This is a genomic window from Paenibacillus sp. NMA1017, assembly GCF_058895805.1.
Map to the genome: position 1 here is coordinate 583114 of NZ_JBZXYR010000001.1, position 12814 is coordinate 595927.

Consider the following 12814-nt stretch of genomic DNA (forward strand, 5'->3'; position numbering starts at 1 on the left):
GTAAGGCCAGCAGATATGAGCTATGCAAACGATTCTACTTTGTTAGCACTCCCATCTTTCGAGTGCTAGCCTACCTTTTTTATAACATTCCTCATTTTTTATGTCAATATCTCGGTTGGCTGAGCAGTAAAATTACATTTTAGGAAATCGCTAGTGTCTAATGTGCTTAAACATCACGTTAAACATTTCGATAGAAGAGGGAAACAGCCCCTGTACATGGGGAAGCAGATTACTTCTAATCCGTAGCTCATCCTCATCCAAATGCTGTAGATCCTCATGAAAGAACCAAACAATAGGATAATCGCCGTCCTTATGTCTGCTGCCTGCATTTAAACAAACGGGACCCTGATCGTCCTCTGCTATTGCAAAAGGAATGTAGCCTGCTGACAGCAGAGGTGACCACTGATCGAGCAAATCATAAAATGCCTTTAAGCCCCGACCTACAGGCAGACGTGGAAACTCAACAAACGTACAATCGCTCCAGTATACTCCCGGAATGGATTCATTATCGAATTGTAAAGATACATAATGGTAGGACATGATAAAACTCCTTAGCAGGGGCGGCAGCTCAAAATGGTATTTTTCCTCCATCTCCCGAACTTCCTGTTCAGTAATCTGTGAAGGGAGAGGCTTCCACTTGATCCATCCCTCCTCGTCGACATTCCCATCACGCATTTCAATCGGTACATTTTCTTCCACATCCATAAAAAAGGCTTCATCCATCTGAGCAAATAGTTCCTTCATGGATGTACGAATATCCGCTTTCTTGTCCATGTCCTCACACCTCTTTCCTCTCTATTCACATTTTGCATCATGGGTTAATGCCAAATGCCCTCTATCTGAAAATAGCATTGTAATCATGTGTTACTACACTTTTTAAGTTCAGCTTATCAGAACTTGCTTTTATCACCATTTGCGGAATATTAGTATTACCAGCGCAATGGCTCATAGTTCCGCCAGATCACCCAACGCGCTGTCTCGTGAATTGGTGCGGTGCCAATGCTATATTCGTCCTTCGTGCCGCTCTGCAAATCAATCAAATGTAGCATACCGCCATACGTTCCAACCGCCAACATGCCTTCATCGGGTGTAACTGTCAGCCCTGATATCGTACTGCCGACAAAATAGCGCCAAAGTTCGGAACCCTTCCTGTCAATCAGACGGAGATAACCGTAGGCATCACCCAAAATAGATCCTTGTGTCAGCGCTGTTGCAGCGTATACTCGCATTTCTTCATTCATCATCGGCCATTCTTCCTTATTCTGAGCAAGACCCTGCTCCACCTCAGCAATCGACACTTGAATGGTGGCGCCGTTGTAGAAATGACAGGCATTGTACCAGACATCCAAATCATCTTTGGAAAATAGAGCATAATGCGGATAACTAGAATTTGGCTCCAATGTATGCACCGTCTTATCGGACAGATCCATAAGCATATGCTCACTCATCTGGCTGCCGTAAGCGATCCAGCGTCCATCCCTCGACACAGCTCCATGGGCCATATCCACAATCGTATCTTCCAGCCCTAGTTCTCTTCGTTCAGACGCCTTGGGATGGACCAAATCCACCTGATCACCAGCCAGCAAATAAACGCCGTAACCGCATACCAGCAGAAGTCGCTGTCCATCACCCAACGGAATTACTTCATCTAATATATCTTCAGGATGCTCCTCATCTCCCAAGCACTCCAAATCAGGAATGGATGCTTTTAAGTGTCCTTGTATATCCTTCCACTGAAAATGTGCGGTCTCTTCTCCTTGCAGATTTCGGTCCGGTTGACGAACAATACGAATCCCCTGTCCATCCACTAACGCAAAATAAGTCCCGTCCGGCGAACAACCTACTCGATGCAGTCCGGGGATTTGCAAGATTCTATCTTTTCCCGCCACATAGATCGTCCCACGTTCCCGAGGATTGCCCGCATGTAGAATGACTTCATTGCCTCCATTTATAAAAGCTATCGGCCTAACGGCCTGCAAAGATTCCTCGAACGCTGGTGTAAGCGGCCAAGACGCCGCCGGAATCTCTCGACGTAACTGCTCTATTTCACCCGCCTGATTCGCCTCCTGAATCATACGAAAAATATCTTTGGCCATCTTGGGGCGTTCGTCCTGCTTTGGCTCTGATTGCTCCTGCTGCCATTCACTTTCCATGCCGACTCTGACAAATTCATTCACATCTGCAGCATACCTTTTTCCTTCCTGTCGCCACTTTGCTGCCATTTCATGATTCAACCAACTCATTTGCTTCCCCCATCCAGTGTATGTATGCCCCGTTTGTTCTACAGGATTTGTTCATTCTGTTAGGTGGTTTCTCACCTTTGTCAGCACAGACCACAGGTCTATCACTGCCTTTACTTCCTCATAGTCCAGATAGGCATCGCGCTTGGCATAATATTTTACTGCTACAATCACCTTCTGAAGCGTCACTGGCTGTCCGGCAGCCTTAAGGACTTCCACAATACTTTCGAAGGTCGCCAACTCAAACCAGGTCTGAACCTGACGATCCGGCACCCACTTGGGAATAGACTCGTCCTGTTCGTTGGTTACGGCTGTACCCTCCTCTGCACATTCCTCTAGCCAATGCTCATCCCAATAATAAATCGGTGTGTGAACCGGGTCCTGATCCCATTGATCCACATTCACATATAACCAGTTATTATGCAGTTGCCCCACGCTACGCACCAATTCCTGCAATCCTTCAAATTCACGATAAGACGGGCGCTCTCTGCGACGGTAATCCTCAAGTCTTGTCTCATACCTGCTCATCTCCAACCTCCCGCTTCCTATATCAGCTAAACACTCAAAATTCGCATAACATACATTTACAACCTATAAAACCCGATATAATTACAAGCACCTCGTAAAGTGTCAAGACTACATAAGGAGATTGATCTATTCATGAAAAGAATCACCGCACTTGTTATCCTGTCCTTGCTATTACTTGTATCCCCGATCTACGCTGCTGCCCCAGCACCTATGCTGGTCTATGTGGACCAGAGTAACCACTCCTTCATCCCGCTTCGTCTCCTGAACAGCTATGAAGGGATCACATTTAACATAACGGCAGCGGACAAAAAAATAGAAATTGCGCAAGGCAATACCCGGATCACCCTATTTACCGGAAAATCCACTGCCAAAGTGAATGATCAGACGATCCGTTTGCAAAATGCTCCTTTTACCGATAATGGTTCGACCTATGTACCCTTGCAGTTCATCAGCCAATATCTAAATCTGCAAGTCTCATGGCAAAAGGAAACCTCAGCTGTACGCATTAAGCAGGGTACAACGTCCGTCACGCTTCCGGTACTTACCGGTAAGCTACCCGGAAATACTACACCCATTACGACGGCTCATAAAAGCTTTAAGGTCGGATCTCGTACCTTTTCCGCTAAGGTGGTCACTATCTCTATGCTCCATCCCAAGGTAAGCCTGGATGTGGCTCTGGCAGGCAATACAATCGGCAAAGTGGAAGACTTAAGTAGTCTCGCCAAACGTAATCAAGCGGTTGTAGCCATCAATGGTACATTCTTTGACGCCTATACCAAAAGCTCCTACAAAACGCCTTACGGCTACCTAGTCAGTCACGGAAAGATGTTGAAAAAAAGCTCCGGCGACCAACGGACGGTCTTCACCTACGATGCTAACCATTTAGCCGAGCTGGTGTCAGGTTCTGCCTTTGAACAAAGATTAAGCCAAGGTAACGTCGAAGGTGCCCTGCAAGCTGGGCCTCGTCTGGTCACAAATGGACAGGTTTCCCTAAATGTCAAAGCCGAAGGCTTCAAGGACCCTAAAATATTAACAGGCGGCGGCGCCCGCAGCGCACTCGGAATGAGTCGGGATCATAAGCTGATCCTCCTGACCACAAGCGGAGCGACTATACCGCAGCTCGCCCAAATGATGAAGCAGGCCGGCGCTTATCAGGCCATGAATCTGGACGGCGGTGCTTCCAGCGGGCTGTATTACAACGGCGCCTACCTCACCACACCCGGCCGCCAAATCAGCAATGCCATTATTGTAAAGTATCAATAGACGGATAAAGGGCTGTCTTCACGGACCTATGAGCCGTGGGGATAGCCTTTTTTTCATTTTCTCTAGCTTCGGTTGTTCCTGCTTTCACCTGTTGAGGCAGCTTGTATGGGGCGTTCGGGTTGCCTGCAACCTACAATCGAATCAGACCTGTAAAGCTATTACTGCCTTCGCTTCCTTTTTTTAAAGAAAGGTAAATACGGTTGTCTTCTCTGCTCGCCGAGCATTCATAAAGTCCGGGTTGCACAGACAGGAACGTCCCTCCCCATACACATTCAGGCTCCAGACCGCCACTTGTGGCTTCCTCTCCTGCTCCAATAAATAGGTTGCCTGAGGGAACCTTCAAAAACAGCCGCACAGTAGGCTTGTCGATATGATCTGTCATCAAAACCTCATAGGTCCCGTCGGCTCCCAGATTCAAGAAAGCTACATTTCCTTTGTTCAACTCGCCCAGCTCGTCCTCTTCGATGGACCACCAATCTGGATCATCGTCCAAACGATGCTTAAGTGCTTGCGTATCAAATAAGCAAAGAGTCGCCGTGTCTGTTGTAAATTGAAATGGACTGCTTGCCGTATGCATCATGCGATCCTCCTGATTTTGGTCAGCTAATTTCTGTTTTTCCACGTCTTACGCTATCCGTATTGAAATATACATGAGGGAAAATCTCCCTGTATGTAAAGTATAGCAATGCTTGCAGGACCAGACAACATGTTGGGCTAACACCCTTTCTGCATAAAAAGCCTTCCCTCACGATGTCGTGAAAGAAGGCAGCTTTGTGGATTTAAGCAATACTAATCTGCTGTTAGATCAGAAAAGACTTAGTAATAATTACCAGCAAAATGAACAATACCAAAATCGCTCCTGTGGATGTCCATGCTCCACCGTAACCTACTTCACCCATGTCTGAATCCCTCCTTGCGTTAAAGCATACTCTTATCGTATGAAGAAAAGCGGATAACGACAGGGCGGATTGGCAAGTTTATTTGCCATAGAGGGGCTTCTTAGAAAATGGACTGATACGTCTCGGATGGATCGCTAATCACTCGGGATGACAACTGGCTGAGAATGTCGTCCGTTCTTCGCAGTAGCCTGCTCACATCCTTGTGCTTCATCTTTTGAAGGAGAGAGGTTTCTAGCTGGGATGAAAGAAATTGAGTGGTGCCTATAAATACGACAACATCCAATCCGGGGTTGGTTTCGGTATGTAATAAGTGCAGTAGATCAGTCATAGACAGGAATCCGGGAGGGAAAAGGCTGTTGTTTTCTTTCATATATAGTGCTTTTAACATGGAGGTCAAAGCCCAGTCACATAGGATAATGCAGCATTGGACTTGATTGTGCTTATGCAGAATTTGAGCTAGTTTCATGTGGTATTGGGATAGAGTGTGGAAATCGGTTATTGATTTATGTAGGTGTTGTGAGGGTCTGGACGGTTGAGTAGGACTTAGAATAAAGCTAGAAGGAGCTTCTTTCATATCTATTCCTCCAGAGAATTTTAAGAATAGTCTTATTATACTCCAAAATAATACTTATAGATATAATTTATGCTAAATATACGATTCTTAATCTCATGTTTACCCAAGAAAATCTTGTCTACACTTTTTAGTATGAAGGGGTGTAGATAAATGCAGGACAAAGAAGTATTAAAACTAGTTGGTGCTAGAATAAGAGTGTTACGCAAAGAAAAAGGCCTCTCACAAGAAGCTCTTGGGGAAAAAGGTGGATTTCATTTTACATACATTGGACAGATCGAACGTGGAGAAAAGAATGTTTCTTTGATAAATGTAGCTAAGATCGCAAAAGCTCTAGACGTAAATTTAAATCAGTTATTTTCATATGTAAGCGAAGACCCCAAAATTGTGGAGTCTGATGAAGATATTATAGAAATTATTACAATGCTCAAAAAGTCGAGTCCAGAAAAAGTACGCTTGGCGAGGAATGTGATAAGGGAGATTACAAATTAAAAGGATTTTTCTGTTCTCAAAATTATGAAAACAAAATAAGCCCACCTGTTTCTTAAATACAGATGGGTTCTTCGACTATAATTGTCTCCACACTCCAATATGATGAGAGACAAATATTTTGCATATTAAGTAAACCCTTCTTAGTATATCTCTCGTATATTGCCCACAAGCACTTTCACGTGTGTCGAGATGATAGGAAGAAACACAATTCCTTTTATTGAATTTTTAGATAAATTAAATCAAAAAATGTTCCTCCTCTCAACAACCTTAGTTTCAGAAAGACCCTCTCTCCCTCCAAAAACATACATTGTCCCCCCCTAATTAATGGGTCATTCTGTAAACTTTTAACTTAGGCCAAAGTTGCATTCATGTGCAGCTTCTATGATTCAGAAATGATTTAAGATAATAGAATTAATCAAGAAGACAGCAATCACATTTGAAAAGGAGAGATGAATCCACTTGAGCGTATTGTCAGAAGCAATCGGATATGAAAGTCTACGATTTTTTATGGTCTCTGAGGTCTCCAAGAAAACGAAATGATTTACTCCTAAAAATGGATATAATAAAACATCATCAGTCCAGCACTGCATTTTTTCACATTTTTTTATTTCCTTTTTTTAATTTCAGCTTATTAAATTGAATACTGGAATGTTCACTCCAGAAAGAACATTCAAACCAAGACTTCTAGCGATTCCCAAATAGAAGACTGTTTTCTCACTTCTAGTCGTTATATAACAATCCATATCCAAGAACAAACTTCGCTCATCTTCAACATTATCATTTAATACTAAAATATCTGGCAGATTCTCATGATCATCGAGTAGATTTTCAATGCGATTTACATTTTTGTGGAAATTCAAATCGTTATCTATACGTAACACTAATGAAATTTCATCTTCTGAGGAAAAAGAGCTAATAAATTCATTTATAACTTTTTTCCATAATGGATAAGGATCGTGAAAATCAGGAAAGAATATAACAGAATATTTTTTCTTATTCATCTCTATTTTTGATGGTAATAGTGGTTCAAAATAAAACCTATCTATAAATCTTTTAATTTCCAAAGAAAAAAAATTACTGTTCTCTTGTATAACACTATTTGTCCAGTTCCACCAGCCTATTTCCAATAATTTATGAATTTGATCTTCTTCAAACCTAAATTTAATAACCTTAGCTGGGTTTCCTCCCACAATTGCATAACTGGGGACATCTTTTGTTACAACAGACCCAGCACCAATTACTGCTCCATCCCCTATTTTAATACCTGACAGTAAAGTAACTCCATTACCGATCCATACATCATTTCCAATGATAATTTCAAACTTCCCATTAATCTTCATATTATTAAAATCAACTTTAAAGATAGATGAGGTTGATGTCGATACAGACTTATAATCATGTAACAAATTAAGTATTGCTGTTACATGATAACCAATAGAGCAAAAATTACCTACTTGCAAATTAGCATACTCAATCCCTGGCACCATAAAAATAGTCATATCATTTATATAACTGTGTCTACCAATTACTCCAAATTTAAATCCTTGATTTTGTTTGCTATCATATACTAGTGCACGACTCTCATTAGAAGCCACCATATGATTTATATTAATCAATATATTTTCATTCCTTTCTATATAACAAACTTAAAACCAGATTTAAGTCTAACATAGATGTTCAATAATTTGCAGAGGGTGCTGTTTTACCCTTTCTACTGTCCACCTCAGGGCAATTCTCTATTACAATGCATGAAGGTAACAGCGTTACCATCAACAGTCCGAGAAATGTGCAGATTCAGGGTCACGTGAAGCTTAATGCCGGGCGGGAACTGTCACTAAGGTACTGGAACCGCAATATACTTATAAGAGGGGGCGGCAGCATGATGCTGCATGGTGAGATGAATAAAAAAGTCCATTGACTTATTAGGAAAATACAGTGAAGACGCCTGTTTTCGTATCAGACCTCCCTCCTCTGCTGGGCTTACCACTCATGGGCATAAAGGCATATGAAGCTGCCCAAACTTCATTATTAGTCAAGACATCATCTAGCTGCACTCCTACAGTAAAAATCAATTCTTCAACAGGCGCATGCATTTATGACTATGGTGTCCCAGCTATTAGCACCATTCTGGTGATAAGAAAAGCGGCTGGTGTGACGTTGCATACGGCTGGTGGCTCCGCATGTAAAGTAGCAGCAACTGTTTTACGAAACCACCGCATCGATCCCATTCGAAGTAAAGGTACATCTACCGTGAAGCCATAAGAAATTAGGATTACATCCGCTCAAACACTTGGCTGGTTAGCCATGCAAGGGTTGATTAGTGAGTTTGAGCATAAGCGAGTCAAAGAAACATGAGAATTCAAAACTTGCATTATGGAGAGAAATAAAAATTAGTAATCACGACTTTATTAGAATTTTATATTCAATTGGTGGTCCGAGGAACTCTCAATGCCATAGTAAATAGATTAGTAGCTATGAGAATAATCTCAACAAATGCTATTGAGTTGGAAAGAGAAAATGGATACACTCTTATTACTCGAAACAATCAGGTTCATCGGGAATAAATCAGGAGACTACTTGGAGAGACATATCTAAGTGATTTAATCGAGGCGACCTATGGAGTGGTAGGAGCTCGTATCGGTATGGAGTCATCGGAAAGCCTTCTGCTAGACCTAGCCAACCAGCTATTCAGAGAAGCCACCTGTAAAACCCAACCCAAAAGTTGTCCAGGTGAAACAGACCGATTGATAATTAGGGCAAATTCAGATAGATCTAGACGACGCCTAATCAACAAATTCGAGTAACCTCCTGGAGGTACGCTAAAAGCTCCTAACGTTGGTAAAGCAACTGAGGAAAAAGTTTTAAAAGATAATGGTAAAGCTGCTGGTGACTTAAACGTAGTGACAGAGGTAAAGATTATTGAAGTTAAAGCTAAAGGTGTTGTTGTTAGGTTTTATAACAAAAAACACGCCCACAAGTGGCGTGTTTTTTGTTTGAGAACCTATAACCCTTACTTCCAAATCTCATCCGCAATCTCTTTAATGAAAGCAAGCTTTTTCCACTGCTGTTCTTCTGTCAGAATATTGCCCTCTTCTGTCGAAGCAAAGCCGCATTGTGGGCTGAGGCAGATGTGGTTGATGTCGACGAATTGAGTCGCTTCCTTAATACGGTTAATGACCGTCTGCTTGTCTTCCAGTTCACCTGTTTTGGAGGAAACGAGGCCCAGTACGACCTGCTTTTGATCTTTCAGATGCTTAAGCGGTGTGAAATCACCTGCACGGTCGGTATCGAATTCGAGGTAGTAGCCGTCGATGTTGTCGATGCCGAACAGAGTTTCGGCTACAGGCTCATAGCCGCCAGAAGATGCCCAGGTGGAATGGTAGTTACCACGGCACACATGGGTTGTAACGACCAAATCGGCTGGAAGATCCTTCACCGTTTCCTGATTCACACGGGCAAACAGCTTTTTGGTATCTTCCACATTCTCACCCGCATGCTGTCTAGCTTCCCAATAGTTTTTATCACAGAGCATCCCCCATGTGCAATCATCCAATTGCAAGCTGCGGCAGCCCTCATTGTACAACGCTTGGATCACGGATTTGTAGGCTTTGGCGATATCCGTCACCAGTTCATCCAGATTGCTGTAATACGTATCGGTTGTTTCTTTATTTTCTCCGCGCAACAGCTCGGCCAGGAACTGTGCAGGTGCCGGGATTGTTTGGCGCGCGATGGCATCCTCACCTGCTGCTTGCTTCAGGAATTTGAAATCTTCAATGAAAGGATGACGAGAATGTCCGATTTTACCGGACAAACGTGCGGTTTCCGCTCTTGTTTCCACACCTTGGAATTGGTAGCCGTTCGAAAGCTGTACCTTTTCCACGCCATCCAGACCCCACATAAAATCAAGATGCCACCAGGATCGTCTGAATTCACCGTCTGTCACGGCTTGAAGTCCTACGGATTTTTGCTTTTCCACTAGCTTGATAATTTCGTTATCTTCAATCTTTCTCAGCTCATCCGCAGAGATTTCATTGTTTTGAAATTGAATTCTGGCGTCTTTAATCGCTTGCGGGCGCAAAAAGCTGCCGACCATATCGTGTCTAAAAGGGGTCACTTTACGTTGGGATGCATTATCAAGGATGCTGCTCATTAGGGTTATCTCCTTTTTCGCTTCTATAGTGAAGTTCTTGTAAGAAAGATAACATACATTTTCAGTTATAAGGTAACTCCAATAAACTATAGCTAGTTATAGCCTAAGGCTATACCCAATCTTTTATTCCCCTATCGCCTCATGCAGCGCTTCAACGTAGACGGTGGCAAGCTTGGAGAGCGCAGCGTTTTTATGGCAAATCCATCCCACATTAATAGACTCATCACATTCCAGAGGGACGGAAATAATGTCGTTACCGTTCAGATCCGCACTGATCACTCCGGTAGAAATGGTATAGCCGTTCAAACCAATGAGCAGATTAAAAAGGGTTGCTCGGTCATGGACGCGAATGCTTTTGGGATGCGATAACGTACTGAGAATCTCCTCGGAAAAGTGAAAGGAATTGTACTCCCCTTGTTCAAAGGACAAATACGGATACGGATGAAGCTGGTCAATGGTCACGATGGACTGTCGGGATAGCGGATTATTGGCACTGATAAAAATGTGCGGCTTGGCCGTAAACAGGCTGTTGAATTGCAGATTTGCATCTTTTAGCAGCTTGTTAATGACCTTGGCGTTAAATTCGTTCAGATACAGAATTCCGATCTCACTACGCAAGCTTTTGACATCCTGTATGATTTCATGGGTTTTGGTCTCTCGCAGAGCCAATTCATACTCCTCTTGACCATATTGATTCACCAGATTTACGAATGCATTTACAGCAAAAGCGTAATGCTGCGTGGACACAGCAAAATGCTGAGGTGAAGGCTTGGCATCCAGATAGCGACTTTCCAGTAGCTCCGCCTGCTCAACGACCTGACGTGCATAACCGAGAAATTCCACGCCTTCCTTGGACAAAGAAATCCCCTTATTGGTACGCTCAAAAATGGTGATATGAATTTCTTCCTCCAGATCACGAATCGCGTTCGACAGACTGGGCTGGGAAATGAACAACCGCTTCGCCGCCTCATTCATGGAGCCACGATTGGCAACCTCAATGACATATTTTAATTGTTGTAAGGTCAATGCATGATGTCCTTTCCGTTTGTGTTTCTTCTATTATATAATATACGATCACACTTCTGGGAAAGGAGTAATGGATGCTTGAATGAAATCAGACTCTCCCCCAAGGCTACAAATACAAGCACCCCCTCAAAATGGTAACATCCATTTCAAGGAGGTGCTTTTTCACGGCTGCTTTAATTAACGAATTTCACCGTTTGTGGAGATCAGCTTTTGATACCAATAGAAGCTTTGTTTACGAATACGACGCAGATCTTTTAGATCAAACTCCTCACGATCCACATAGATAAACCCATAACGCTTGCTGGAGCCCTGATGAGTACTGACAAGATCAATCGCAGACCACGGACAGAAGCCGAATACTTCTACACCGTCTGTAATAGCCAGTTGAATCTGCTCGATATGTTTCTTGAAAAAGTCAATGCGGTAAGGATCATTCACTACATCCCCTTCTTCAAGCTTGTCGAAAGCACCCAAGCCGTTCTCTGTCACGATTAAAGGCAAGTGGTAGCGAGAATAAATTTGGCGTAATGTGGTTCTAAAACCGACCGGATCAATCTCCCAACCAAACTCCGTCGTTTGCAGGTTGGGGTTGACGGAACCTCGATATGCTCCGGGTTCACCCACAATTTCATGCTGATCTCCTGTATGTGAAAAATCATTTCCGTCATCTAAACTTTCTCCTACGGTTTGAGAGGTATAATAGTTAAATGCGATAAAGTCCGGGTTCCCCTTCGCTAAAATGTCCATATCCCCTTCTTCAATGACAGGCTCATAGCCTTTCTCGACCAAATAGCTCCAGGCAATGTGATTGTAACGGCCAAATACAGCCATATCCAGATAGAGCCAGTTGCGAATGGCTGCATAGTTATCAGCCGCCAGTGTATCTTCCGGCTTGGAACTGGCTGGATAGATCACCCCGATATTCGGCGCTGGTCCAATTTTCGCGTCAGGTAGCATTTCATGGCACAATACCATCGCTTTCGCCTGCGCGACTAACATATGATGATTTTGTTGGTACAGTACCTTTTGCGGATTTTCCAGGCTTGTATCCAATGTGCCAATAGAACCGGGATGGAGAATCAGCATGTTCTGCTCATTAATGGTTAACCAATATTTCACCCTGTCTCCAAAATTCTCAAACAGTGTTTTGGCATACTGTTCGAAGGCATCAATTGTCTCCCTCTTCGACCAACCGCCTTGTTGTTCAAGAGCATAAGGCAGATCAAAATGATACATAGTAACAATCGGTTCAATCCCGTATTTAATTAGTTCGTCAATTAATGAGCTGTAAAACGCGATTCCCTTCTGATTCACTTCACCTGCACCCATGGGATAAATACGTGTCCATGCAATCGAGAAACGATATGCTTTAAAGCCCATTTCAGCCATCAGGGCTACGTCTTCTGTGAACATATGGTAATGATCACTGGTTACCTTAAAATCAGTGACCCCTTCGACGTGATTAGCCATGTCAATGACAGAAGGCCCTTTTCCATCTTCGTCCCATGCACCCTCTACTTGATAAGCGGAAGTGGAACCTCCCCAGAAAAAGTTTTCAGGAAATGCCTTCAATTGATTATGTTTCATGATATAGTCCCTCCAGTTATCGTTATATCCTTCTGATGTTCGCCATTCATGTATGTGG

Annotated in this window: 12 protein-coding genes; 2 read left to right on the top strand and 10 right to left on the bottom strand. The window is 43.1% G+C overall.

Annotation, left to right across the window (positions count from 1 at the left end):
* Positions 1 to 150 precede the first annotated feature (150 nt).
* The 3 genes from AC5ELV_RS02775 to AC5ELV_RS02785 all read right to left on the bottom strand — a co-directional run bounded on the left by AC5ELV_RS02775 (position 151) and on the right by AC5ELV_RS02785 (position 2768).
* Complete coding sequence (locus AC5ELV_RS02775) at positions 151 to 774, bottom strand: SMI1/KNR4 family protein (protein ID WP_493429033.1); 624 nt, start codon at positions 772 to 774, stop codon at positions 151 to 153.
* A gap of 155 nt (positions 775 to 929) precedes the next feature.
* Positions 930 to 2243: a hypothetical protein gene (locus AC5ELV_RS02780; RefSeq protein ID WP_493429034.1), complete on the bottom strand. Its 1314-nt coding sequence runs from the start codon at positions 2241 to 2243 to the stop codon at positions 930 to 932.
* A gap of 51 nt (positions 2244 to 2294) precedes the next feature.
* Positions 2295 to 2768, bottom strand: a complete 474-nt coding sequence (locus AC5ELV_RS02785) for a DUF7716 domain-containing protein (RefSeq protein ID WP_493429035.1) — start codon at positions 2766 to 2768, stop codon at positions 2295 to 2297.
* Between the two features lie 132 nt (positions 2769 to 2900).
* Between AC5ELV_RS02785 and AC5ELV_RS02790 the strand changes: the two genes are divergently transcribed.
* Complete coding sequence (locus AC5ELV_RS02790; protein ID WP_493429036.1) at positions 2901 to 4031, top strand: phosphodiester glycosidase family protein; 1131 nt, start codon at positions 2901 to 2903, stop codon at positions 4029 to 4031.
* A gap of 130 nt (positions 4032 to 4161) precedes the next feature.
* On the opposite strand, the gene AC5ELV_RS02795 is transcribed toward AC5ELV_RS02790, so the two are convergent.
* The 3 genes from AC5ELV_RS02795 to AC5ELV_RS02805 form a co-directional block, all read right to left on the bottom strand.
* The gene (locus tag AC5ELV_RS02795; RefSeq protein ID WP_493429037.1) at positions 4162 to 4611 is read right to left on the bottom strand and encodes a DUF6386 family protein; all 450 of its coding nucleotides are present in this window, start codon (positions 4609 to 4611) and stop codon (positions 4162 to 4164) included.
* Between the two features lie 220 nt (positions 4612 to 4831).
* Positions 4832 to 4930, bottom strand: coding sequence for a hypothetical protein (locus tag AC5ELV_RS02800; RefSeq protein ID WP_014599622.1), 99 nt, complete (start codon positions 4928 to 4930; stop codon positions 4832 to 4834).
* 100 nt (positions 4931 to 5030) lie between these two features.
* Positions 5031 to 5258: a hypothetical protein gene (locus tag AC5ELV_RS02805; protein ID WP_493429038.1), complete on the bottom strand. Its 228-nt coding sequence runs from the start codon at positions 5256 to 5258 to the stop codon at positions 5031 to 5033.
* 396 nt (positions 5259 to 5654) lie between these two features.
* Between AC5ELV_RS02805 and AC5ELV_RS02810 the strand changes: the two genes are divergently transcribed.
* On the top strand, positions 5655 to 5993 hold the full coding sequence (locus tag AC5ELV_RS02810) for a helix-turn-helix domain-containing protein (protein WP_493429039.1): 339 nt from the start codon (positions 5655 to 5657) through the stop codon (positions 5991 to 5993).
* A gap of 623 nt (positions 5994 to 6616) precedes the next feature.
* Here AC5ELV_RS02810 and AC5ELV_RS02815 read toward each other — a convergent pair.
* The 4 genes from AC5ELV_RS02815 to AC5ELV_RS02830 form a co-directional block, all read right to left on the bottom strand.
* On the bottom strand, positions 6617 to 7609 hold the full coding sequence (locus AC5ELV_RS02815; RefSeq protein ID WP_493429040.1) for a CatB-related O-acetyltransferase: 993 nt from the start codon (positions 7607 to 7609) through the stop codon (positions 6617 to 6619).
* A 1394-nt stretch (positions 7610 to 9003) separates the two neighbouring features.
* On the bottom strand, positions 9004 to 10143 hold the full coding sequence (locus AC5ELV_RS02820; RefSeq protein WP_061828650.1) for a 5-methyltetrahydropteroyltriglutamate--homocysteine S-methyltransferase: 1140 nt from the start codon (positions 10141 to 10143) through the stop codon (positions 9004 to 9006).
* A 123-nt stretch (positions 10144 to 10266) separates the two neighbouring features.
* Positions 10267 to 11169, bottom strand: a complete 903-nt coding sequence (locus AC5ELV_RS02825; RefSeq protein ID WP_023987954.1) for a LysR family transcriptional regulator — start codon at positions 11167 to 11169, stop codon at positions 10267 to 10269.
* 177 nt (positions 11170 to 11346) lie between these two features.
* Positions 11347 to 12756: a glycoside hydrolase family 1 protein gene (locus AC5ELV_RS02830; RefSeq protein WP_493429041.1), complete on the bottom strand. Its 1410-nt coding sequence runs from the start codon at positions 12754 to 12756 to the stop codon at positions 11347 to 11349.
* Positions 12757 to 12814: the final 58 nt, after the last annotated feature.

Bases quoted from the DNA above. Each gene is read 5' to 3' on its own strand.
- AC5ELV_RS02775 (WP_493429033.1), bottom strand. From the start codon at position 774: ATGGACAAGAAAGCGGATATTCGTACATCCATGAAGGAACTATTTGCT.
- AC5ELV_RS02780 (WP_493429034.1), bottom strand. From the start codon at position 2,243: ATGAGTTGGTTGAATCATGAAATGGCAGCAAAGTGGCGACAGGAAGGA.
- AC5ELV_RS02785 (WP_493429035.1), bottom strand. From the start codon at position 2,768: ATGAGCAGGTATGAGACAAGACTTGAGGATTACCGTCGCAGAGAGCGC.
- AC5ELV_RS02790 (WP_493429036.1), top strand. From the start codon at position 2,901: ATGAAAAGAATCACCGCACTTGTTATCCTGTCCTTGCTATTACTTGTA.
- AC5ELV_RS02795 (WP_493429037.1), bottom strand. From the start codon at position 4,611: ATGATGCATACGGCAAGCAGTCCATTTCAATTTACAACAGACACGGCG.
- AC5ELV_RS02800 (WP_014599622.1), bottom strand. From the start codon at position 4,930: ATGGGTGAAGTAGGTTACGGTGGAGCATGGACATCCACAGGAGCGATT.
- AC5ELV_RS02805 (WP_493429038.1), bottom strand. From the start codon at position 5,258: ATGACTGATCTACTGCACTTATTACATACCGAAACCAACCCCGGATTG.
- AC5ELV_RS02810 (WP_493429039.1), top strand. From the start codon at position 5,655: ATGCAGGACAAAGAAGTATTAAAACTAGTTGGTGCTAGAATAAGAGTG.
- AC5ELV_RS02820 (WP_061828650.1), bottom strand. From the start codon at position 10,143: ATGAGCAGCATCCTTGATAATGCATCCCAACGTAAAGTGACCCCTTTT.
- AC5ELV_RS02830 (WP_493429041.1), bottom strand. From the start codon at position 12,756: ATGAAACATAATCAATTGAAGGCATTTCCTGAAAACTTTTTCTGGGGA.